This is a genomic window from Aurantimonas sp. Leaf443 (assembly GCF_001425575.1).
In the GTDB taxonomy this organism is placed as follows: Bacteria; Pseudomonadota; Alphaproteobacteria; order Rhizobiales; family Rhizobiaceae; genus Leaf443.
The window spans coordinates 88,089-111,573 of record NZ_LMRD01000006.1 but is presented as its reverse complement, the minus strand read 5'-3'; the positions used below and the strand labels follow the sequence as shown (position 1 = coordinate 111,573).

Sequence of the window (23,485 nt, the reverse complement as noted above, 5' to 3'; positions counted from 1 at the left end):
GCCGACGTAACTACTCCGCCGCCACGCCCATGCGCATGCGCTCGATTTCGCGCAGTGCGCGGCGATACTCGACGGGCATGACCTTCACGAATTTCGGGCGGAAGGTCTCCCAGTGCTCCAGCATCTCCTTGGCCCGCGACGAGTGCGTGTAGTGGGCGTGGTTGGAGATGAGCTGGTAGAGGCGCTCGTCGTCGTGGCCGGTCATGTCCGAGGAGACGTCGACGCGGCCCTTGTGGTCGAGATCGCCGCCGTGGTGGTGCAGCTTCTCCAGGAGATCGTCCTCCTCGGGCACCGGCTCGAGGTCCACCATCGCCATGTTGCAGCGCTCGGCGAAATCGCCCTTCTCGTCGTAGACATAGGCCACGCCGCCGGACATGCCGGCCGCGAAGTTGCGCCCGGTCTGGCCGAGGATGACGACGACGCCGCCGGTCATATACTCGCAGCCGTGGTCGCCGACCCCCTCCACCACCGCGATGGCGCCGGAGTTGCGCACGGCGAAGCGCTCGCCGGCGAAGCCCCGAATGTAGCACTCGCCGGAGATCGCCCCGTAGAGCACGGTGTTGCCGACGATGATCGACTCGTGCGGCACCACGCGCGTGTTGTCACGCGGACGCACGATGAGGCGGCCGCCCGAGAGGCCCTTGCCGACATAGTCGTTGCCGTCGCCCACGAGATCGAAGGTGATGCCGCGCGACAGGAAGGCGCCGAAGCTCTGGCCGGCCGTGCCGGTGAGCGTGACGTTGATCGTGTCGTCGCGCAGGCCCTTCAGCCCGTAGCGCTTGGCGACCTCGCCGGCGAGCATGGCGCCGGCCGAGCGGTCGACATTGGTGATCGCCGTCTCGATCCGCACCGGCTGGCGGGAGGAGAGCGCCGGCATGGCCTTCTCGATCAGCGTCCGGTCGAGCACGTCGTCGATCGGGTGCTTCTGGCGCTTCGTCCAGCGCAGCTCGTCCACCTCGGCCTCGGGCTTGAAGAAGACCTTGGAGAAGTCGAGCCCCTGCGCCTTCCAGTGCTCGATCATGTCCTCGCGGTCGAGGAGGTTCGACTGGCCGATCAGCTCGGAGAGATGGCGCACGCCCATCTCGGCCATGATCTGGCGCACCTCTTCCGCGACGTAGAAGAAGAAGTTGACGACATGCTCGGGCGTGCCCTTGAAGCGCTTGCGCAGGACCGGGTCCTGCGTGGCGACGCCGACGGGGCAGGTGTTGAGATGGCACTTGCGCATCATGATGCAGCCGGCCGCGATCAGCGGCGCGGTGGCGAAGCCGAACTCGTCGGCCCCGAGCAGCGCGCCGATGACGACGTCGCGGCCCGTGCGCAGCCCGCCGTCCACCTGCAGGCAGACGCGCGAGCGCAGCCCGTTGAGGACGAGCGTCTGCTGCGTCTCGGCCAGGCCCATCTCCCAGGGGGAGCCGGCATGCTTGATCGAGGTGAGCGGCGAGGCGCCGGTTCCCCCGTCGAAGCCCGAGACGATGATGTGGTCGGCGCGCGCCTTGGCCACGCCCGCCGCCACCGTGCCGACGCCGACCTCGGAGACGAGCTTCACCGAGATGTCGGCCTCCGGGTTGACGTTCTTCAGGTCGTAGATGAGCTGCGCCAGATCCTCGATCGAGTAGATGTCATGGTGCGGCGGCGGCGAGATGAGGCCGACGCCCGGCGTCGAGTGGCGCGTCTTGGCGATCGTCGCGTCCACCTTGTGGCCGGGCAGCTGGCCGCCCTCGCCGGGCTTGGCGCCCTGCGCGACCTTGATCTGCAGCATGTCGGCATTGACGAGATACTCGGTCGTCACGCCGAACCGGCCCGACGCGATCTGCTTGATGGCCGAACGCTCGGGGTTGGGGGAGCCGTCGCGCAGCGGCAGGAAGCGGTCGCTCTCCTCGCCGCCCTCGCCCGTGTTCGACTTGCCGCCGATGCGGTTCATGGCGACGGCGAGGGTCGCGTGCGCCTCGCGCGAGATCGAGCCGAAGGACATGGCGCCGGTGCAGAAGCGGCGCACGATGTCCTTGGCCGGCTCCACCTCGTCGAGCGGCACGGGCGTGCGCCCGGCCTCCTCGGCCATCTTGATGCGGAACAGGCCGCGGATCGTCGAGGTGTGGACCGCCGCCTCGTTCACCATCTTCGCGTAGTCCGAGTATTTCTCGAAGCTCTCGGTGCGCACGGCGTGCTGGAGCGTGGCCACCGCGTCGGGCGTCCACATATGGGCCTCGCCGCGCATGCGGTAGACATATTCGCCGCCGACCTCGAGCGAGCGCGCCAGAACCGGATCGTCGGAGAAGGCGCGCGCATGGCGCTCGGCCGTCTCGCGGGCGATCTCCTCCAGCCCGACGCCCTCGATGGAGGTCGAGGTGCCGAAGAAGAAGCGGTCGACGAACTCGCTGCGAAGGCCGATCGCGTCGAAGATCTGCGCGCCGCAATAGGACTGGTAGGTCGAGATGCCCATCTTGGACATGACCTTCAGCATGCCCTTGCCCACCGACTTGATGAAGCGCGAGACGACCTCCTCGGCCTCCACCTCCGGCGGGAACTCCTTCTTGCGATGCATCTCCAGCAGCGTGTCGAAGGCGAGATAGGGGTTGATCGCCTCGGCGCCGAAGCCCGCCAGACACGCGAAGTGATGCACCTCGCGCGGCTCGCCCGATTCGATGACGAGGCCCGCCGCGGTGCGAAGGCCCTTGCGGATGAGGTGGTGATGCACGGCCGCGCAGGCGAGCAGCGCGGGGATCGGGATGCGGTCCGGCCCGATCTGGCGATCCGACAGGACGATGATGTTGTAGCCGCCCACGACCGCCGCCTCGGCCCGCTCGCAGAGACGCTCGAGCGCGCCCGCCATGCCCGAGGCGCCCTGCTCGGACGGGTAGGTCATGTCGATCGTCTTGGTGTCGAACCGGTCCTCGGTATGGCCGATATTGCGGATCTTCTCCAGGTCGCCATTGGTCAGGATCGGCTGGCGCACCTCCAGCCGCTTGCGACGCGAGGAGCCTTCGAGGTCGAAGATGTTCGGCCGCGGCCCGATGAACGAGACGAGGCTCATGACGAGTTCCTCGCGGATCGGGTCGATCGGCGGGTTCGTGACCTGCGCGAAGTTCTGCTTGAAGTAGGTGTAGAGGAGCTTGGGCTGCGCGCTCATCGCCGAGATCGGCGTGTCGGTGCCCATCGAGCCCACGGCCTCCTGGCCGGTGGTCGCCATGGGCGCCATCAGGATGCGCGTGTCCTCGCTCGTGTAGCCGAAGGTCTGCTGGCGATCGAGCAGCGAGACGTCCGAGCGCGAGGCGCGAGGCGCCACGGGCTTGAGGTCCTCCAGGATGATCTGGGTGTTCTTCAGCCAGTCGCGATAGGGATTGGCCGTCGCCAACTCCTCCTTGATGTCGGCATCCGAGACGATCTTGCCCTTCTCGAGGTCGATCAGAAGCATGCGGCCCGGCTGCAGGCGCCACTTCGTGACGATGCGCTCCTCGTCCACGGGCAGCGTGCCCGCTTCCGAGGCGAGGATGACGAGGTCGTCGTCGGTCACGATGTAGCGCGCCGGGCGCAGGCCGTTGCGGTCGAGCGTGGCGCCGATCTGGCGCCCGTCGGTGAAGGCGACGGCGGCCGGCCCGTCCCAGGGCTCCATCAGCGCGGCGTGATACTCGTAGAAGGCCGAGCGCTCCGGGCTCATCTGCTTGTTGCCCGACCACGCCTCGGGGATCAGCATCATCATGGCGTGGACGAGCGGATAGCCGCCCTCGACGAGGAACTCGAGCGCGTTGTCGAAACAGGCCGTGTCGGACTGGCCCTCGTAGGAGATCGGCCAGAGCTTGGAGATGTCGTTGCCGAAGAGCTCGGAATCGACCGAGGCCTGGCGCGCCGCCATCCAGTTGACGTTGCCGCGCAGCGTGTTGATCTCGCCGTTATGGGCGACCATCCGGTAGGGATGCGACAGTTTCCACGAGGGGAACGTGTTGGTGGAGAAGCGCTGGTGGACGAGCGCGAGCGCCGATTCGAAGCGCGGGTCCTTCAGGTCGGCGTAATAGGCGCCGAGCTGGTAGGCGAGGAACATGCCCTTGTAGACGATGGTGCGCGCCGAGAGCGACACGACGTAGAAGTCCGACTCCTCGGCCTGCGCCTCGGCATAGACGCGGTTGGAGACGACCTTGCGGATGATGAAGAGCTTGCGCTCGAAGTCGTCGTCGCTCTCCAGCGAGGGAGACCGCGCGATGAAGACCTGCCGGTGCACCGGCTCGGTCGCCACGATCTCTGGCGCCTTCGACAGCGAGCCGTTGTCGACGGGAACCTCGCGCCAGCCGAGCACCTGCTGGCCCTCTTCGGCCGCGGCCTTCTCGAACAGTTCCTTGAAATGCAGGCGGCGCGCCTCGTCCTGCGGCATGAAGACGAAGCCGACGCCGTACTGGCCGGGCTCAGGCAGATCCACGCCTTGCTTTGCCATCTCCTCCTTGAAGAAGGCATGCGGGATCTGCACGAGCATGCCCGCGCCGTCGCCCATCAGCGGATCGGCACCGACCGCGCCGCGATGGGTGAGGTTCTCGAGGATCTGCAGGCCCTTCTCGACGATCGAGTGGGACTTCCGGTTCTTCATATGCGCGATGAAGCCGACGCCGCAGGCATCGTGCTCGTTCTTCGGGTCGTAGAGACCGACGCGGCCGGGATTCTTGCGCGCTTTCACCGCAACGGCAGGGGCGGTCGTCGCGCGGAGCTGCGCGGCCTCGAGGCTGGATGGCGTTTCGATCGTCATCGCTTCGTCTCCCTTGTCGCGGCGCCCGCCTTGCGGTCGGCGCCCGTTTCTGGCCGTCTGCGGCCGCAATCGCGCGGGCACCGCCCTCCTCCGGGAAGGCCCGCACCCGCGCTCGTTCTACAACGCTTCCAGGCTTCGCACACCCGCCGCGCGCCATCGGCCCGCCTCCCGGCGCCGATGCCGCATCCGGATGCCCCGGATATGGCAGTGATGCTGACCTAATCCATCCGTCTATGCCAGAGACGGTGCCTTCGTGCAAGACGGCGAAAGAAAGGCGGGGCGCGCGGCCCGGCGGTGCGGGACCACCGCCCGAAGCGCTATTTCTCGCGCGCCTCGAAGACGCCGTCCCAGTCCGGCGGCGGCGGATCCGTCACCAGCGCGGCAAGGCGCGCGGCATAGAGGCCGTAGAGCTTGGCCAATGCGTCCGGCGCATGGCGCTGCAACGCAAGAAGCAGGGCGCTCGCCGCCTCCACGGAACCCGCCCGATAGGCGTCGAGCATCGCGCCATGGCCCTCCGCGAGCTTGCCGAACGAGGCGCGCCGCGCGAAGGCGGCGTCGCCGAGAAGCGCGTGGAGGACCACCGGCTCGCGCCGGCCGACGACGCGCACGCGGTCGATCTCGACGAAGGCGAGACCCTGCGCCCCGTCCCTCACGCTCTGCGTCACCGCGATCGGCACGCCGTAGAACTTCGTCAGCCCCTCGGTGCGCGAGGCGAGATTCACCCCGTCGCCGATGGCCGAGTAGCTGAAGCGCTGGCTCGAGCCCAGATTGCCGACGCAGGCCGGGCCCGCATGCAGGCCGATGCCGATGGAGAGGCTGCTGCCCGTCTCGCGGTTGAGCGCCGCCAGCCCCTCCTGCATGGCGAGCGCGGCGAGGCAGGCCTTGCGGCGATGGTCCGATATGTCGAGCGGGGCGTTCCAGAAGGCCATGATGGCGTCGCCGATATACTTGTCGATCGTCGCCTCGTGCCGCAGCAGGATATCGGTCATCGGCGTGAGGAAACCGTTGAGCAGGAGCGTCAGCGCATCCGGATCGAGCGTCTCGGAGAGCGTCGTGAAGGAGCGGATGTCGGAGAAGAGCACGGTGATCTCGCGCGTCTCGCCGCCGAGCCTGAGCGCCGCCGGGTTCTCCGCCAGCCGCTCGACCAGCGAGGGCGCGAGGTAGCGCGCGAAGGCCGAGCGCACGAAGGCCTTCTCGCGGTCGGTGAGGAGAAGGAGGATCGGCATCGTGGCGCCGAAGGCGGCGAGGATGGCGAGCGAGGGCAGGATCGGATCGAGGAGGAGCCGGTACCGGGCGAAGGCGAACCAGGAAACCGCCGCGGCGAGAACGAGCAGGGAGACGAGCGCGACGGAGCTGACGAGAGCCCCGCGCCGCCGCTGGAGCAGAAGGAACAGGACGCCGAAGGTGAGCGCCGCCAGCGTCTCTGCGCCCGGCGCCCAGTCCGGCCGCTGCAGGAAGGTCTGGCCGACGATCTGGTCGACGATCTCGGCATGGACGCGCACGCCGGGCATGGCGGCGGCGATGGGCGTCGCCACGAGATCGCGCAGGCCGACCGCACTGGTGCCGACGAGGACGATATGGCCGCCGAGCGTGGCACCGAGCGCCTCTTCCGCCCCCGTCTCCTCGGAGAGGAGTGCGCTTGCGGAGATCGTGCGCATCTGCGGCAGGCCCGAGAAATAGACCCAGAACTCGCCCTCCGGCCCCGTCGGCACTTCGAGATCGCCGGTTCGCACGGCGGTCACGCCCGGCCGGCCCGCGTCGAGCTCGCCGCTCGCCCCCGTCGAGCGCACCACGAGCGAGCCCGCCCCTTGCGCCACGCGCAGCGCCTCCAGCGCCAGCGAGGGGAAGATCTGTCCCTGCGCGGCCTGGATGGTGGGAATGACCCGCACCACGCCGTCGCGGCTCGGCGGGAAGGTGAAGAAGCCCGCTCCGCGCGCCGCCTCCTGCAGGCGGGGAATGTTCTGGATGCCCCCCGTGAAGGGCGGCAGGAAGGCACGCGGATCGGCGCCGGCGAAGGACAGGCCGCTCCTGGGCGCGGCAAGGCGCGCCGTCGTCTCGTTGCTGACCGCGATGCCGGCCGTGACATTGCCGGCCCGTTCGAAGGCCTCGGCGAGGATCGTGTCGTTGTCGGCAAGCCCCCCGGGCGGCAGCTCGACCCGCGCGCCGCTGGCCTGAAGGTCGCGCGCCATCGCGCCGAGCGAGGTGCGGTCGGCTTCCGGGAAGACGATGTCGAAGGCGATCGTCGCAGCGCCCGCCTCGGCCATCCGGTCGACCATCCGGGCGAGGACCGAGCGGGGCCAGGGCCACTGGCCGAGCGCGGCGATGGAGGCCTCGTCGATATCGACGACGACGATGGGCGCGCCCGCCTGGACACGCGGCTCGATCCGCTGGTAGGCGTCGAAGACGAGGAAGGTCAGCCGGTCGAGCGCGGCCTTGTTCAGCGAGCCGGCGAAGACGACGGCAAGGAGCACCGCGAGACCGGCGCCGAAGACGAGGCGGCTCTTGCGCCGCGAACTGCGCTCGATCCGCCGCCGGCGCCGCCACCAATGCGCCGCGACGTCCTGCGTGCGAGCGCCCGCGCCCCCGTCCATCCGCCCCGTCCCCCGTCGCCTCGGTCGGCCGCGCAGTAGAGGACGAAAGCAGGCCCGGCACAACGGGAGACCCTGTCCCGTTTCAACGCCGACGCCGCAAATTCCGGCCCTTGCGTGGCGGCGCACCGAGTTGCACGCCGAAGTGAAGTCCGGCGCCGTGGGGCGATTGCGATTGCAACACAACGACTAAGCGTTGCTTTGCGAAAAAGTCATTAAAATACCGAGCAATAATAATTCCGACGTCGTTTGACAATACTGCCCGGCCGACACAGTTTGCCATCAAGTAATCATTCGTTAAGGGTATAGAATGAGCATCGCGATCGACGGATGGCAGAAGCGCGACCCGCTCGCCGACCCGCAAAGCCTCGAGTTCCGGTTCCGTGCACGCCGCTTCGAGCGCATCCGACCGCTGATCGAGGCGGCGCTGGCGCGGAAGGACCATGTGGAGATCCTCGATCTCGGCGGGACGGAAGCCTATTGGAGCATCGCCGCGCCCTTTCTCGCCCCGGTGCGCGACCGGCTGACGATCACGCTCGTCAACAACGAGGAGGCGCCGGCCCCGCGCGGCGCCATGTTCCGCAGCCTCCTCGGCAATGCCTGCGACCCGCAGCTCTTCGCCGGGCGCAGGTTCGACCTCGTCCATTCCAATTCCGTCATCGAGCATGTCGGCGACGAGACGCAGATGCGGGCCTTCGCCGACACGGTGCGGCGCCTGTCGGACCGCTACTTCGTCCAGACGCCGAACTACTGGTTCCCGCTCGAGCCGCATTTCCGCGTCCTCGGCTTCCAGTATCTCCCGCTCGGCGTTCGCGCGGCGCTGATGAAGCGCTTCAACCTCGGCTTCTTTCCCCGCGCCCGCAGCGTCGAGGAGGCCTATGCCAACGTGCGCGACATCCGTCTCCTCGACGCGGCCATGATGGCGCGCTTCTTCCCGGAGGCGGAGATCGCGATGGAGAAGGTCGCCGGCCTCAACAAGTCGATCATGGCGATCCGCGGCTGAGAACGGGGCCGGGACGCGGGCATGCGCGCCGCTTGCCCGCTTGCCGGCGGCGCGATAATCGTCCGCGATGATCTTTGCTTCGGACAATTGGTCGGGTGCCCACCCGGCGATCAACGCCGCTCTCGCCGCCCATGGCGAGGGCATGGCGGCGGCCTATGGCGCCAGCACGCTGGACAAGGCCGTCGAGCGCCGCTTCGACGAGATCTTCGAGCGCGAATGCGCCGTGTTCTTCGTCGGCACCGGCACGGCCGCCAATTCGCTCGCCTTCGCCGCCGTGAACCGGCCGGGCGGCGTCGTCCTGTGCCATCGCGAGGCGCATGTCGTCGAGGACGAGTGCGGCGCGCCCGAATTCTTCACCCATGGGGCGCGCATGGCGCCGGTGGACGGGGCGAACGGCCTGATCGACCCGGCGAACCTGCGCCGCGAGCTGACGCGCTTCCGCCCCGGCTTCGTCCATGCCGGCCAGCCGATGGCCGTCACGATCAGCCAGCCCGGCGAGGCCGGCACCATGTACGGCGCCGCTCAGATCGACGAGATCGCCGGCATCGCCCATGGCGCTGGCCTCACGCTGCACATGGACGGCGCCCGCTTCGCCAACGCGCTCGTCGCCGGCGCCATGACGCCCGCCGAGATGACCTGGAAGCGCGGCGTCGACATCCTCTCCTTCGGCGCCACCAAGAACGGCTGCTGGTGCGCCGAGGCCGTCGTCTTCTTCGATCCCGCCAAGGCGAGCCAGTTTCCCTATATCCGCAAGCGCGGCGCGCAGCTCTTCTCCAAGACGCGCTTCGTGGCCGCGCAGTTCATGGCCTATCTGGAGGACGACCTGTGGCTGCGCCTCGCCGCCCGGTCCAACGCCATGGCCGATGCCCTGCGCGCCGGCCTGCGCCACAGCGACCGGGCCCGCGAGGCCTGGCCGACGGTGACCAACGAGGTCTTCGCCATCCTCGACCGCGATCTGGCCGCCGATCTGGAGGCGGCGGGCGCCGTCTTCTACGACTGGAACATGCCGCGCGGCCTGCCCGACACGGTCGCGCCGCAGGAGCGGCTCGTGCGCCTCGTCACGAGCTGGTCGACGGCAGATGCCGACGTCGAGCGCTTCTGCCGCGCGCTGCGCTGAGTCGCTCCGCGCGGCCCGTCCCATCCGGCCGAGTCCGTGCGCGGGAACCCTGGGGTGGGCTGACGGATTTCTCCCGGACCACCGAACAGGGAGGTTCACCATGCCAACGGATGCATTCGCGCAAGGCAAGCTCGCGTTCCAGAACAATCACCCCATGTCGGCCTGCGACTACCCGGTCGGCTCCAGCCTGCGCCAGGACTGGATGTCCGGCTGGACGCAGGCCCGCAACGCCGCGCCCCACGGGGCCGAGACGAAGGGGGGCCACAGCCCGGTGGCCGACAAGGCGATGGCCGCGAAGACCCCGATCGGCCCGGGCGCCGTCGCGGCCGACGTCTCCGGCCCATCGCGCTGATCGTCGATCGCCTCGATGATGCGGTCCCCTGCGGACCGCAGGCCTTCGAAATGGCGACGGACGAACGAAAAGCGGCGCCCGAGGGCGCCGCTCCATAGATCCGAAAGGGCGAGCCGGCCGTCGTCAGGCGGCGTTCGCCTCGATCTGGCGGCTGTTCTGGTTCTCGCCGGCGGCGGCGATCGCGATCTTGCGCGGCTTCATCGCCTCGGGGACGATGCGCACGAGATCGACGTGCAGAAGGCCGTTCTTCAGGCTCGCGCCCTTCACCTCCACATGCTCGGCCAGCTGGAAGCGGCGCTCGAAGGCGCGCCCGGCAATGCCGCGATAGAGGAGTTCGGACGTCTTACCCTCGGCACTGTCCTCCGGCTTCTCGCCCTTCACGGTCAGCGTGTTCTCACGCGACTCGATCGAGAGTTCCGTCTCGCTGAACCCGGCCACCGCCATGGTGATGCGGTAGGCGTTCTCGCCGGTGCGCTCGATATTGTAGGGCGGATAGGCCTGGCCGTTGTCCGGCTGGGACAGCGTGTCCAGCATGGAGAAGAGACGGTCGAAGCCGACGGTGGAGCGATAGAGGGGAGCGAAATCGTACTGACGCATGGTCGTTCTCCAATAGAAGCAACTGTTAGCGAATGGCCGGCCTCCGCATCCCGCAGGGGCGATGCTTGCCGGTCAGCGGCCCCGTTCGGCGACCGCAGGACAGAGGTAGGAAGCGGCGAAACGCCCTTCAAGAGTTTTTCGGATCGATCGGCGGATTTCGAGACTCGTTTCCCGAACAAAGGTTTGTGCGGGCGGCAGGGCCGAATTTTCACGTGGCCCCAAATTTTTTTCAGCCGGCCGTCGCCGCGGCCGTCTCTCCCCGACGCCCGGGACCCGGCCATGGCCCCATCGCGCGCGTGCCTCTACAGGGCTCCCCCTCGAAGAAGAACCCCGCGTGCCGTCAGCAAGCATGGCCGGACGGTTGCGGGCTCCGAAGGTGAACGGCAGATGAATGAAGGCTTCCGCCATCGTTCATGCATCGGCACTTAACCCTATCCTCCACAAACGGAGCGAAGAGCGCTCCCGGCGAGGTGACCGGAATGGAAAGCGCTGCCAGACTGACGATTGCGGTGGCAGGGCTGTTCCTGGCGAATCTCGGCGCGGCATCCGCCTCGCCCGCCAATCCGCCGGCCGAGGAGCGGATGGTCGCGGCGGAGCCCTCGGACGAGCGGTTCCTTCTGCGGCAGATGCGCCGCCAGGGCTTTCGCGACGTCGAGCGCGTCGAACGGCAGGGCCGGCTGATCGTGCTGCAGGCCGTGCGTCCCACGGGTGCGGTGATGCGGCTGACGCTGGACGCCACGAGCGGCCAGATGGTTGCCAGCGAGCGGATCGGCTGGCTCGGAAGCGGCGAGGTCCATCGCCGGCCGCCGACGCTCGCACGGCGCGCCACGGGGCTCGCCAATCTCTGATCGCGCGTCGCCGCGCCGATCTTCGGAGCCGAAGCGCTCCGGGCGGGATCGCTCCCGCATGACGAATTCCGGGTCCCGCACTGTGCGGATCCGTTCCCGGCCGAGCGCCGGGAGACAGAGAACGGCCGCCGCGTTCCGTCCCTTCCGCAGCGGTCGTCAGGGGCCGGGAGCCTCGAAAGAAGCTCCCGGCCTTTGCCTTTTTCGATGGTTCCGCGCGCCGCTGCGCCTTGCCATGCCCCACTCCCGGGGTGCATTCCTGCGACGGGCGGCGCGCTGCGCGGCCGGCGCACCCGGCGCCCGTTTCTCCCGAGCGGTACCCAATGGACGACCAGGCAGAACGCACCCGCTTCTACGAGACGCAGGCCAACCCCGCCCCGCACGGGCTCTTCGGCGGCAAGCTGCGCCTTCTCGACCAGGTGACCCTGCGCCATGCCTTCTCGGCGAGCACGCTCGACCACAGCCGCGGCACGGTCCTCCTCCTGCAGGGGCGCAACGAGGCGATCGAGAAGTATTTCGAGACGATCGCCGACCTCAACCGCATGGGCTGGGGCGTCCTGACCTTCGACTGGCGCGGCCAGGGCGGCTCCTCGCGCCTGACCCGCTCGGCCCGTCGCGGCCACGTCTCCTCCTTCACCAACTATCTCAACGACCTCGAGAGCATCGTGCAGAGCGTGCTTCTGCCGGACTGCCGGGGCCCCTATGTGGTGATGGCCCATTCGATGGGCGCGCTCGTGGCGCTCACCGCCGCGCCGCGCCTTGCCAATATCGTGGAGCGCATGGTTCTGGCGGCCCCGCTCGTCGCCCTGCCCGCCGCGGTGATCGGGCCGGCGCCGATGCATGTGGGCGCGACGCTCGGGCGGCTGTTCGGTCTCGGCGCCCTGCCCGTACGCCGCGAAGCGCCGGCCTCGCGCCGCATGACGGCGCGCGACAACCCGCTCACCCACGACGCGCGACGCTTCGAGCGCAATATGGCGCTGACGCAGGCCGCCCCGCAGCTCTTCCTCGGCGCCCCGAGCGTCGCCTGGCTCGCCGCCGTCACCGGCGCGATGCGCCGGCTGGAGGAGTCCGACGTCGTCGCCGCCTTCCGCGTGCCCACCCTCATGGTGCTGGCGGGGGGCGACGAGATCGTCTCCAACGCGGCCGCCGAGCGCCTCGCCTGGCGCATGCGCTCGGCCCGCAGCCTGACGCTGCCGGCCGCCCGGCACGAGCTGCTGCAGGAGGCGGATCGCTATCGCGAGCCGTTTCTGGAAGCGTTCGACCGATTCTGCACCGGAGTCGCAGCGGCGGCCTGAGGCTTCGGGCTCCGCCGCCCCGGAGCGGGAAAGCTCTCTCCGCCGCCCCCGTCCGGCGGCCTGCAAACGTATGACGAAAGAGACTTGACTCGTCCCGCATCGCAACATACTTTTGCACTGCGGCATTGATTTGCCGCTGCCCTTACGGGCGTTTCCTCCCTAGACTTGACACCGCGCTGTGGCAACGCAGTGCGGTTTTTTTTGCCCGCGCATGTGGCTTCGGCGGGCGGCGGATGTCGTCCGCAGGAAAGGTCGGGTTCTATTCGGCGGCAGCGGCCGCCGGCGGGGCGAGATATTCCGCGCTCACCTCCTCGGCGAACCGGCGCACGAAGCTTTCCATATCGTCGCGCAGCGCCGACAGGCCGTGATGGGGCGTGAACCGCCGCTCGTCGGCATAGAGCGCCCGGTTGATCTCGATCTGCAGCGCATGGAAGCCGATGGACGGCCGGCCGTAGCGCTCGGTGATGAAGCCGCCGGCATAGGGCTTGTTGCGCGTCACGTCGTAGCCGAGGCCCGCAAGGCGCGCGCTCGCCATCGCCACGAGACGGCCCGAGGCGCTGGTGCCGTAGCGGTCCCCGAGCACGATGTCGGGGCGCCGCCCGCCCGGCAGCGTGCGCACGCTGGAGGGCATGGAATGGCAGTCCACGAGGATCGCGATGCCGAAACGCTCGCGCGTGCGCTCCAGAAGCCCGTCCAGCGTCTCGTGGAACGGCTTGTAGATCGTCTCGATGCGCGCGAGCCCTTCGTCGAGATCGAGCGGCCCGCGATAGATCTCCTCGTTCTCCGCGACGATGCGCGGGATCGTGCCGAGCCCGCCGGCGACGCGCACGGAGGCCGCGTTCGCATAGGCCGGCAACCCTTGCGCGAACATGCGCGGATCGAGTTCGTAGGGCTCGCGGTTCACGTCGAGAAAGGCGCGGGGAAAGCGCGCGGCGATCAGCGGGGCGCCGCAGGCCGGCACGAAATCGAAGATGCGGTCGACGAAGAGATCCTCGGAGCGCCGGATCGCCTCGCCGGTCAGGCGGGTGGCCTTCAGGAAGGCGTCGGGATAGTCGCGGCCCGAATGGGGCGAGCAGAAGACGAAGGGGATCGTCTGTTCGGCCGGCTCCGTCACCTCGAAGGCCGGAACGGTGGCGACGGATGTGGTGAAGCTCGGCGCTTGAGCCAATGCGTGTTCTCTCTCCCCCGTCGGTCGAGCCGATTTTTTGCCAAGGCCGGCTCGCCGCCATTCCCTTTTAGAGAATGTTTCTTCACTCTGCTATGCTATCAGGACTGAAATGAAACTGCGGCCGGGATCGTTGCCCGGGCGGACCTCGGATAACAAGAATGTCAAAGATTCTGCTGGCCGAAGACGACAACGACATGCGGCGCTTCCTGGCCAAGGCGCTCGAGAAGGCGGGCTACGAAGTGGCCGCCTACGACAATGGCGGAAGCGCCTACGACCGTCTGCGCGAAGAGCCCTTCTCGCTCCTCCTCACCGATATCGTGATGCCCGAGATGGACGGCATCGAGCTCGCCCGCCGCGCGACCGAGCTCGATCCGGACCTCAAGGTCATGTTCATCACCGGCTTCGCGGCCGTGGCGCTGAACCCGGAATCGAAGGCGCCCAAGGACGCCAAGATCCTGTCCAAGCCCTTCCACCTGCGCGATCTCGTCGACGAAGTCGGCAAGATGCTCGCCGACGCCGCCTGACGGCCCTTCGGCCTTCCCTTATCGAAACAGAGATGCCGGGTGCTTGCGCCCGGCATTTTTCGTTTCCAGGTTCCGCCGCTCCGGGACTTTCCGAATGCGAAGGCGTCTCCGGACGCGCTGCGGACTCACCACCGGCCCGATCCCCCGTTTCATCCTGGCGGCCGCGCAGGCCGGCCCGCGATTCGCGCCGCCGTCGCGCCGGTCTCGTCCCCAAACGTCCTCCAACCCCGCCAAAATCCGCTCGGAAACGCCGGTTTCGGCCCGTTCGCGGCCGGCGCGGGGCAACGCGCCGAACCCTATTGACGAGCGCTTCCCCCCTGTGGTTTATCCGCGCTCACCGGATGGGCGTGTAGCTCAGCGGGAGAGCACTACGTTGACATCGTAGGGGTCACAGGTTCAATCCCTGTCACGCCCACCATCCGGTTCTCCTTCTTCCAATCACCTGGCGACCAGACGGGTTCATCCGACGGACCCGCCGTCAGGTTCATCGACCGTCGAGCGTCTGCGCGCGGCCTGTGTGCGTCATGCGTCGCACGACGCCGCCGCTACGATTTCGTCGCGGCCTCGCGTGTCGGGACAGACTTGGCCCGCGACGACGGCCTACGACGCCAGCCGCGCCGGTCGGTCCGCTTCCATCGCCTGCGCCACGGCCTCGGCGACCTTGATGCCGTCGATGGCGGCCGAGAGGATGCCGCCGGCATAGCCCGCGCCTTCGCCGGCCGGGAACAGGCCCGCGACATTGACGCTCTGGAAATCCTTGCCGCGGCGGATGCGTACGGGCGAGGAGGTGCGCGTTTCCACGCCGGTCATCACCGCGTCGGGATGGTCGTAGTTGCGGATCTGGCGGCCGAAGACCGGCAGCGCCTCGCGGAAGGCCTCGATGACGAAGGCGGGAAGGCATTCGGCGAGATCGGTGGGGCGCACGCCCGGCTTGTAGGAGGGCGTCACGGAGCCGAGCGCCTGCGAGGGGCGCCCCGCCATGAGATCGCCGACCGTCTGCGCCGGCGCGCTGTAGTCGCCGCCGCCGGCCGCGAAGGCGCGGGCCTCGAGGTCGCGCTGCAGCGCGATTCCCGCGAGCGGATGGCCGGGATAGTCGCGTTCGGGATCGATGCCGACGACGAGGCCGGAATTGGCGTTGAACTCGGCGCGCGAATATTGGCTCATGCCGTTGGTGACGAGCCGCCCGGGCTCGGACGCGGCGGCGACCACGCGCCCGCCGGGGCACATGCAGAAACTGTAGACCGTGCGCGCGTCGCGGCAATGATGCGACAGGGTGTAGGCGGCGGCGCCCAGATCCGGGTGGCGCGCGCAGGCGCCGAAGCGCGCCTCGTCGATCCAGGACTGCGGATGCTCGATGCGCACCCCGATGGAAAAGGGCTTGGCCTCCACATGCACGCCGCGCTCGTGGAGCATGGCGAACGTGTCGCGCGCGCTATGGCCGACCGCCATCACCACATGGCCGGCGGGCAGGCGCTCGCCCGTGCTCAGATGGAGCGCGGCGAGGCGCTTCGAACCGTCGGCGCGCAGCTGCAGCTCGACGTCGTCGACGCGCGTCTGCCAGCGATATTCGCCGCCGAGCTCCTCGATCGTGCGGCGCATCGCCTCCACCATGGTGACGAGCCGGAACGTGCCGATATGGGGATGGGCCTCGGTGAGGATCTCGGCCGGCGCGCCCGCCTTGACGAATTCGGTCAGCACCTTGCGGCCGAGATGGGGCGGGTCCTTCACCTGGCTCCAGAGCTTGCCGTCCGAGAAGGTGCCGGCCCCTCCTTCCCCGAACTGGACGTTGGACTCGGGCTCCAGAAGCCCGCGCCGCCAAAGGCCCCACGTGTCCTTGGTGCGCTCGCGCACCGCCTTGCCGCGGTCCAGGATGATCGGGCGAAAGCCCATCTGGGCGAGGACGAGCCCGGCGAAGAGGCCGCAGGGGCCCGCGCCGATGACGACCGGGCGCCGGCTCTCGCCGGGCTCGGCCTGGGCCACGAAGCGGTAGTCCGTGTCCGGGCGCGGCCGCACATTCGCATCGCCCGCAAAGCGCGCGAGCACCGCCGCCTCGTCGCGCAGCGCGACGTCCACCGTGTAGACCATCATGATCGCCGACTTCTTGCGCGCGTCGCTCGCGCGGCGCACGACGGCGTGGTCGAGAAGATCGCCGGGTTCGATCGCCAGGCGGGCCTGGAGCGCGGGAAGGAGCGCTTCGGGCGCATGGCCGAGCGGCAGTCGCAATTCTGAAAGACGCAGCATGGGAGCGTTCTAGCCGCTCGGCCCGCGCGATGCCATATCCGGCATCGTCCCGCGGCCTAGTCCAGCTCGAAGCTGCGCCGCTCGCCGGTCCGCGAACTCGTCGCCAGCCAGACGTCGATCGTGCCGGGCTCAACGGTCCAGCCGTCCTCGCCCCAGAAGCGCAGATCGTCGCGCGTGAGGGTGAAGCGCACGGTGACCGATTCCTCCGGCGCCAGCTCGACCCTGCGGAACCCCTTCAGCTGGCGCATGGGCCGCGTGCGGCTCGCCACACGGTCGTGCACGTAGAGCTGCACGACCTCGGCGCCGTCGCGCGGCCCCGTATTGGTGAGGACGGCGCTCACCTCCATCCGCTCGCCCATGCGCGCGGGCACGCGGATGTCGGTCAGCGCGAAGCGCGTGTAGCCGAGGCCATGGCCGAAGGGGAACAGCGCCTCGTTGCGCGTCTCGCGGTAGCGCGCCGTGTATTCCTGCGCGCCGACCTCCGGCGCCGGCCGGCCCGTCGCCTTTCGGTCGTAGAAGAAGGGCTGCTGGCCGCTCGCCTCAGGGAAGCTGACGGAGAGCCTCGCCGAAGGGTTCACCGCGCCGAAGAGGATGTCGGCGATGGCATGGCCGCTCTGCGAGCCGAGAAACCAGGTGGCGAGGATCGCCGGCGCCTCGCGCACCCCGCTCCCGAGCGCCAGCGCGCGGCCGTGGCGCAGGAGAACGACGGTGCGCGGATGGGCGGCGAGCACGGCCCTGGCGAGATCGAGCTGCGGCTGCGGGAGGGTGATCTCGGTGCGGGCCTGCGCCTCGCCGGACATATCCTGCGCCTCGCCGAGGGCGAGAAGCACCACGTCGCTCCGACGCGCCAGCGCGACCGCCTCCTCGATGCCGCCGTCGAGCGCGGCCTCGATCCCGCAGCCGCGGGCGACGTCGAACCCGACGCCGCGCGCCGCCAGTCCCTCGGCGATCGAGACGTTGAGCTCGGGATCGGCCATGAAGGCCCAGGTGCCGACGACGTTGTCGCGATCGTTCGCGAAGGGACCGATCAGCGCGAGGCGGCCGGGATTCTCGGCGAGCGGCAGGAGATCGTCCTCGTTCTTCAGGAGCACGATCGAGCGGGTCCCGGCCTCGCGGGCAAGCGCGAGATGGGCGGGCGTCGAGACCCGCAGGCGCTCGGCGGCCGCGTCGAGCGAGCGGTAGGGGTCGTCGAAGAGGCCGAGCGCCTCCTTCAGCCCGAGCACGCGGCGCACCGCCTCGTCGAGCTGCGCCATCGGCACCTCGCCGGCCTCCACGAGATCCGGCAGCCATCGATTGAAGAGATCGGACTGCATGGACATGTCCATGCCGGCGAGGAAGGCCTTCCTCGCCGCGTCGCGCCCGTCGGCGGCGAAACCGTGGGCGACCAGGTTCTCGTCGGCCGCGTAGTCGCCGACGACGAGCCCCTCGAAGCGCCAGTCGCCGCGCAGGAGGCGCGTCATCAGCCATGCGTTTCCGGATGCCGGCACGCCCTCCACGTCGTTGAAGGCCGACATGATCGTGGCGACCCCGGCTTCGATCCCGGCCTCGAAGGGCGGGAGATGGACCTCGCGCAGCGTGCCCGGCGAAATTTCCGTGAAATTGTATTCCATGCCGCCGGAGACCGCGCCGTAGCCCGCGAAATGCTTGGCGCAGGCCGCAAGGCTCGTTGGATCGCGAAGGTCCGCGCCCTGGAAGCCGCGCACCCGCGCGGCGGCGAGGCGCGATCCCAGATGCACGTCCTCGCCCGAGCCCTCGGCGACGCGCCCCCAGCGCTGATCGCGCGCCACGTCCACCATCGGGGCGAAGGTCCAGTGCAGGCCGAGCGCCGTCGCCTCCTCTGCGGCCGCCCGCGCGGTGCGCTCGGCGAGATCGGGATCGAAGGCGCAGGCCTCGGCGACGGGCAGCGGGAAGATGGTGCGAAGCCCGTGGATGATGTCGCCGGCGAAGACGAGCGGGATGCCGAGCCGCGAGCCTTCGACGGCGGCCTTCTGCGCCATCCGCGCGCCGGCGACGCCGACGCCGTTGAACAGCATGCCGATCTCGCCGCGCCGGATGCGCTCCAGCTGCTCGGCGGCGCCCCCGACCGGCAGGTCGGGATTGAAGGCGATGCCGGTCGGGCGGATCTGGTCGGAGAAGCAGGAGAGCTGGCCGGCCTTCTCGGCAGGCGTCATGCGCGCGATCTGCGCCTCGATCCGCTCGCCCCGCGCCGGCGCCGCGCGCCCCGGCCGCGGCGCGAGCGAGACGCCGGCGATCGCGGCGGCGGCGGCCTTCAGGATCTTTCGGCGGGGCAGGCGGCGGTCCATGGCGGCTCCGGCGTTGCCGGCCGGGCCCCGTGGCTCATCGCCCGCGCCCGGCCGCGGCCTTCGAGATAGCGCGGGGCCCCGTGCGCCGCCAGCGCCCGTCTTTTGTCGTGGGGTGCGTGCGTCAGGCGATCTCGAGGATCACCGCGTCCACCGCGAGACTGTCGCCGACGGCGGCGTTTACCTTGCCGACGGTGCCGGCCTTGGGCGCCCGCAGGATGTTCTCCATCTTCATCGCCTCCACGACGGCGAGCGGCTGGCCGGCCTCGAACCGGTCCCCTTCCGCCACTTCGAGCCGCGTGAGAAGGCCCGGCATGGGGCAGATGAGGAAACGCGAGAGGTCCGGCGGCACCTTCTCGATCATGTGGCGCGCGAGGTCGGCGGCGCGCGGCAGGTAGACCCGCGCCTCGTGCGCGGCGCCGCGCGCGGTGAGGCGATAGCCGCCGGACACGCGCCGGATGCGCAGCGCCATCGTCTCCCCGCCGATCCGCGCCTCGCTCACGCGCTGCGCCGGGCGATAGTCCATCGAGACGGGGACCGGCGGCGCGCCGTCCACGCCGACCATGCGCTCGCTTCCCGTGCCGGAGATCTCGAGGGCAAGCCGCAGGCCCCCGATCTCGACGACGCGAGCGCGCGGCAGCGGCCTTGCCGGACCGAGCTGCCCGTCGATCGTCGCCGCGCGCCGCGCGCGTTCGAGATCGGCGAGGGCGGCGATCATGGCGAGACGGCGCTTCAGCGCGTCCGAGGCCGGCGCGCCGGAAAAGCCGTCCGGATATTCCTCGGCGATGAAACCCGTCGTCAGCGCGCCGGCGCGGAAGCGCTCGTGCTGCATGATGGCGGAGAGGAAGTCGACATTGTTGCCGACGCCCTCCAGCTCGAACCGGTCGAGCGCCTCGATCTGCCGGTCGATCGCCGCCTCGCGGGTCTCGCCATGGGTGACGAGCTTGGCGATCATCGGATCGTAGAACATCGAGACCTCGCCGCCCTCGGCCACGCCGTCGTCGACGCGCACCCCCTCGCCCACCGGCGGCGGCGCGTAGCGCACGAGGCGCCCGGTGGAGGGCAGGAAGCCGCGATAGGGATCCTCGGCATAGACGCGCGTCTCGATGGACCAGCCGGAAAGCGTCACGTCCTCCTGCGCGAGGCCCAGCCGCTCGCCGGCGGCGACGCGGATCATCGCCTCCACGAGGTCGAGCCCGGTCACCATCTCGGTCACCGGATGCTCCACCTGCAGGCGCGTGTTCATCTCCAGGAAGTAGAAGCCCTGGCCGCTTGTGTCGGCGCCCGAGACGATCAGCTCCACCGTGCCGGCCGAGAAATAGCCGACGGCCCGCGCCAGCGCGACGGCCTGCTCGCCCATGGCGCGGCGCATCTGCGGCGTGACGAAGGGCGACGGCGCCTCCTCGACCACCTTCTGGTGGCGGCGCTGGATCGAGCATTCGCGCTCGCCGAGATAGAGGATGGTGCCGTGCTTGTCGCCGAGCACCTGGATCTCGATATGGCGCGGGCTCTCGATGAACTTCTCGATGAAGACGCGGTCGTCGCCGAAGCTCGAAAGCCCCTCGCGCCGCGTCGCCTCGAAACCCTCGCGCACGTCCTTCTCGGACCAGGCGAGGCGCATGCCCTTGCCGCCGCCCCCGGCGGAGGCCTTCATCATCACGGGATAGCCGATCTCGCCGGCGATGCGCACGGCGTGGTCGGTGTCCGCGATCTCGCCGAGGAATCCCGGCACGACGTTGACGCCGGCCTCGGCAGCCAGCTTCTTGGACTGGATCTTGTCGCCCATGGCGGCGATGGCGGCGGGCGGCGGGCCGACGAAGGCGATGCCCGCCGCCTCGCAGGCCCGCGCGAAGCTCTCGCGCTCGGAGAGGAAGCCGTAGCCGGGATGGATGCAGTCCGCTCCCGTCGCGCGCGCCGCCTCCAGGATGAGGTCGGCGCGCAGGTAGCTCTCGGCGGCGGGCGCCGGTCCGAGCCGCACGGCCTCGTCGGCGAGCGCGACATGCGGACTGCGCGCGTCGGCGTCGGAATAGACCGCGACCGTCGCGATCCCCATGCGCCGGGCGGTGCGCATGACGCGGCAGGCGATTTCGCCGCGATTGGCGACGAGGATCTTCTTGAACACGGGAGAAGCCTTCATTGCGCGGCGGCGCCGCTGGTGGTCGCGTCGGCCTCGTCGCCGGCCGGCGGCATGTTGTGGCCGAGGAGGCGCAGGACGTCGGCCGCCGCCTCCACGAGATTGGTGCCGGGGCCGAAGATGGCGTGGACGCCGGCCTTGCGCAGCGCGTCGTAGTCCTGCGCGGGGATGACGCCGCCGGCGATCACCTTGATGTCGGCGCGACCGGCCTCCGAGAGATGCCCGATGAGTTCGGGGATCAGGGTGCGGTGTCCGGCGGCGAGCGAGGAGGCGCCGACGATGTCGACATCGTGCGAGACCGCGAGCTCGGCGGCCTCCTTCGGCGTCTGGAAGAGCGGACCCGGCACGATCTCGAAGCCGAGATCGCCGAACATGGAGGAGACGAGATTGGCGCCCCGGTCGTGCCCGTCCTGCCCCATCTTGGCGACGAGCATGCGCGGGCGCCGGCCGAGACGGCGCTGCGTGGCCCCCACCGCGTCGGTGAGGCGCGTCCAGCGGGGATCGTCGGCATAGGCGCCGCCATAGATGCCCTTCACGGGAACCGGCTGCGTGCCGAAGCGGCCGAACACGTCCTCCATCGCCGAGGAGATCTCGCCCAGCGTGGCGCGCGCCCGCGCGCAGTCGACGGCGAGTTCCAGGAGGTTGCCGCCGCCCCTCGCCCCCTCGCGCAGCGCGTCGAGCGCGGCGGTCACGGCGGCGGCGTCGCGCGTCGCCTTCACGTGTTCGATGCGCCGCACCTGCGCCTCGCGCACGGCGTGATTGTCGACGTTCAGGATCTCGATCGGGTCCTCGACCTCGAGCCGATACTTGTTGACGCCGACGACGACGTCCTCGCCCCGGTCGATGCGGGCGGCCTTGGCGGCGGAGGCCTCCTCGATCATCGCCTTCGGCCAGCCGGCGGCGACCGCCCTGGCCATGCCGCCCTCCGCCTCGATGCGCTCGATCAGCGCCGAGGCGCCGTCGACCAGCGCCTGCGTCAGGCTCTCGACATAGTAGCTGCCGCCGAGCGGGTCGACGACCCTTGTCATGCCCGTCTCTTCCTGGAGCACGAGCTGCGTGTTGCGGGCGATGCGGGCGGAGAAGTCGGTCGGCAGCGCGATCGCCTCGTCGAGCGCGTTGGTGTGCAGCGACTGCGTGCCGCCGAGCATGGCCGCCATCGCCTCGATCGTCGTGCGCATGACGTTGTTGTAGGGGTCCTGCTCGGTGAGCGAGACGCCGGAGGTCTGGCAATGGGTGCGCAGCATCTTGGAGCGCTCGTCCTTCGCGCCGAGCCTCGTCATCGCCCGGTGCCAGAGCACGCGCGCGGCGCGCAGCTTGGCGATCTCCATGAAGAAGTTCATGCCGATGGCGAAGAAGAAGGAGAGGCGCCCGGCGAACCTGTCGATGTCGAGGCCCGAGGCGACGCCGTATTTCACGTATTCGATGCCGTCGGCGATGGTGAAGGCGAGTTCCTGGAGCTGCGTCGCCCCCGCCTCCTGCATGTGGTAGCCGGAAATGGAGATGGAGTTGAACTTCGGCATCTGGCGGCTCGTGAAGCCGAAAATGTCCGAGATGATCCGCATGGAGGGCTCGGGCGGGTAGATGTAGGTGTTGCGGACCATGAACTCCTTGAGGATGTCGTTCTGGATGGTCCCGTCGAGCTTGGCGCGCGGCACGCCCTGCTCCTCGCCGGTCACGATGAAGAAGGCGAGGATCGGGATCACCGCGCCGTTCATCGTCATCGACACGCTCATCTGATCGAGCGGGATGGCGTCGAAGAGGATCTTCATGTCCTCCACCGTATCGATCGCGACGCCCGCCTTGCCGACGTCGCCCGTCACGCGCGGGTGGTCCGAATCGTAGCCGCGGTGGGTGGCGAGGTCGAAGGCGACAGAGAGGCCCTTCTGCCCCGCCTTCAGGTTTCGGCGGTAGAAGGCGTTGGACTCCTCGGCGGTGGAGAAGCCGGCATATTGGCGGATCGTCCAGGGCCGGCCGGCATACATCGAGGCGCGCACGCCGCGCGTGAAGGGCGCAAAGCCCGGCAGGCCGGGATCCACCGTCGCGTCCTCGGCCGTATAGAGCGGCTTGACCACGATGCCCTCGGGCGTGTGCCAGGAAAGGTCGCGGCCCTTGACCTCGGCGGTGGCGGCCGCCGTCCAGTCGTCCAGCGTCGGGCGCTCAGTGTCCGCCATCGGGAGCCTCCATCAGTTCCACGAGAACGCCGCCCGTATCCTTCGGGTGGACGAAGACGATGCGCGTGCCGTGCGCGCCGATCCGCGGGCTCCCGAGGATGCGCGCGCCCTCGGCCGTCAGCGCGCCCATGGCGGCCTCGAGATCCTCCACCTCGAAACACAGGTGATGCTGGCCGCCGGCCGGGTTGCGTGCGAGGAAGGCGGCGATGGGCGAGGTCCCGTCCAGCGGCTCGATCAGCTCGATCTGCGTGTTCGGCGCGTCGACGAAGCAGACCTTCACCCCTTGCGCCGGCAGGTCGAAGGGCTCGCCGCAGGCCTTTGCCCCGAAGAGCCGCGCGTAGGTCTCGAGCGAGCGGGCGATCGAGGGCGTGGCGACGCCCGCATGGTTCAGGCGTCCGAGGGTCGGAAGGCGTGTCACGGC

15 protein-coding genes and 1 tRNA gene are annotated in these 23,485 nt (G+C 69.5%); 7 read left to right on the top strand and 9 right to left on the bottom strand.

From position 1 onward, the window contains the following. Nucleotides 1-10: 10 nt before the first annotated feature. Nucleotides 11-4,729, bottom strand: coding sequence for a glutamate synthase large subunit (gene gltB, locus ASG48_RS05200; RefSeq protein ID WP_055846304.1), 4,719 nt, complete (start codon nt 4,727-4,729; stop codon nt 11-13). Nucleotides 4,730-5,046: 317 nt separating this feature from the next. Then, a complete protein-coding gene (locus ASG48_RS05195; protein ID WP_055846302.1) occupies nt 5,047-7,320 on the bottom strand; it encodes an adenylate/guanylate cyclase domain-containing protein in 2,274 nt (757 codons plus the stop codon). A 307-nt stretch (nt 7,321-7,627) separates the two neighbouring features. Here ASG48_RS05195 and ASG48_RS05190 point away from each other — a divergent pair, with 307 nt between their 5' ends. The 3 genes from ASG48_RS05190 (at nt 7,628) to ASG48_RS05180 (ending at nt 9,789) form a co-directional block, all read left to right on the top strand. Further along, entirely contained in the window at nt 7,628-8,320 is a 693-nt protein-coding gene (locus ASG48_RS05190) for a class I SAM-dependent methyltransferase (protein ID WP_055846299.1), read from the top strand. A gap of 67 nt (nt 8,321-8,387) precedes the next feature. After that, nucleotides 8,388-9,437, top strand: a complete 1,050-nt coding sequence (locus ASG48_RS05185; RefSeq protein WP_055846297.1) for a low specificity L-threonine aldolase — start codon at nt 8,388-8,390, stop codon at nt 9,435-9,437. 100 nt (nt 9,438-9,537) lie between these two features. Further along, a complete protein-coding gene (locus ASG48_RS05180) occupies nt 9,538-9,789 on the top strand; it encodes an Rmf/CrpP family protein (RefSeq protein ID WP_055846295.1) in 252 nt (83 codons plus the stop codon). A gap of 123 nt (nt 9,790-9,912) precedes the next feature. Here the strand turns inward: ASG48_RS05180 and ASG48_RS05175 are convergent, their stop codons facing one another. Then, a complete protein-coding gene (locus ASG48_RS05175; protein ID WP_055846293.1) occupies nt 9,913-10,386 on the bottom strand; it encodes an Hsp20 family protein in 474 nt (157 codons plus the stop codon). 479 nt (nt 10,387-10,865) lie between these two features. On the opposite strand from ASG48_RS05175, the gene ASG48_RS05170 reads away from it, so the two are divergent. Both ASG48_RS05170 and ASG48_RS05165 read left to right on the top strand, forming a co-directional pair. Beyond that, nucleotides 10,866-11,234, top strand: coding sequence for a hypothetical protein (locus ASG48_RS05170; protein ID WP_156381459.1), 369 nt, complete (start codon nt 10,866-10,868; stop codon nt 11,232-11,234). Between the two features lie 320 nt (nt 11,235-11,554). Next, nucleotides 11,555-12,526, top strand: coding sequence for an alpha/beta hydrolase (locus tag ASG48_RS05165; protein ID WP_055846288.1), 972 nt, complete (start codon nt 11,555-11,557; stop codon nt 12,524-12,526). A gap of 259 nt (nt 12,527-12,785) precedes the next feature. On the opposite strand, the gene ASG48_RS05160 is transcribed toward ASG48_RS05165, so the two are convergent. Next, complete coding sequence (locus tag ASG48_RS05160; protein WP_055846284.1) at nt 12,786-13,694, bottom strand: N-formylglutamate amidohydrolase; 909 nt, start codon at nt 13,692-13,694, stop codon at nt 12,786-12,788. 158 nt (nt 13,695-13,852) lie between these two features. Here ASG48_RS05160 and ASG48_RS05155 point away from each other — a divergent pair, with 158 nt between their 5' ends. Together ASG48_RS05155 and ASG48_RS05150 are read left to right on the top strand one after the other, a co-directional pair. Beyond that, the gene (locus tag ASG48_RS05155; protein ID WP_055846281.1) at nt 13,853-14,218 is read left to right on the top strand and encodes a response regulator; all 366 of its coding nucleotides are present in this window, start codon (nt 13,853-13,855) and stop codon (nt 14,216-14,218) included. 343 nt (nt 14,219-14,561) lie between these two features. Next, nucleotides 14,562-14,636: transfer RNA gene (locus tag ASG48_RS05150), tRNA-Val, on the top strand. A gap of 182 nt (nt 14,637-14,818) precedes the next feature. Here ASG48_RS05150 and ASG48_RS05145 read toward each other — a convergent pair. The 5 genes from ASG48_RS05145 to mce form a co-directional block, all read right to left on the bottom strand. Further along, nucleotides 14,819-16,459 carry an NAD(P)/FAD-dependent oxidoreductase gene (locus ASG48_RS05145; RefSeq protein WP_055846279.1) on the bottom strand — a complete coding sequence of 547 codons (1,641 nt, stop codon included), beginning with the start codon at nt 16,457-16,459 and terminating at the stop codon, nt 14,819-14,821. A 56-nt stretch (nt 16,460-16,515) separates the two neighbouring features. After that, nucleotides 16,516-18,762, bottom strand: a complete 2,247-nt coding sequence (locus ASG48_RS05140) for a glycoside hydrolase family 3 N-terminal domain-containing protein (RefSeq protein WP_082529260.1) — start codon at nt 18,760-18,762, stop codon at nt 16,516-16,518. Nucleotides 18,763-18,883: 121 nt separating this feature from the next. Next, complete coding sequence (locus ASG48_RS05135) at nt 18,884-20,881, bottom strand: acetyl/propionyl/methylcrotonyl-CoA carboxylase subunit alpha (protein ID WP_055846277.1); 1,998 nt, start codon at nt 20,879-20,881, stop codon at nt 18,884-18,886. A gap of 11 nt (nt 20,882-20,892) precedes the next feature. Continuing rightward, a complete protein-coding gene (scpA, locus tag ASG48_RS05130) occupies nt 20,893-23,064 on the bottom strand; it encodes a methylmalonyl-CoA mutase (protein ID WP_055846274.1) in 2,172 nt (723 codons plus the stop codon). Beyond that, complete coding sequence (gene mce, locus ASG48_RS05125; protein ID WP_055846272.1) at nt 23,051-23,482, bottom strand: methylmalonyl-CoA epimerase; 432 nt, start codon at nt 23,480-23,482, stop codon at nt 23,051-23,053. Before mce ends, scpA begins: the two co-directional genes overlap by 14 nt. Nucleotides 23,483-23,485 lie beyond the last annotated feature (3 nt).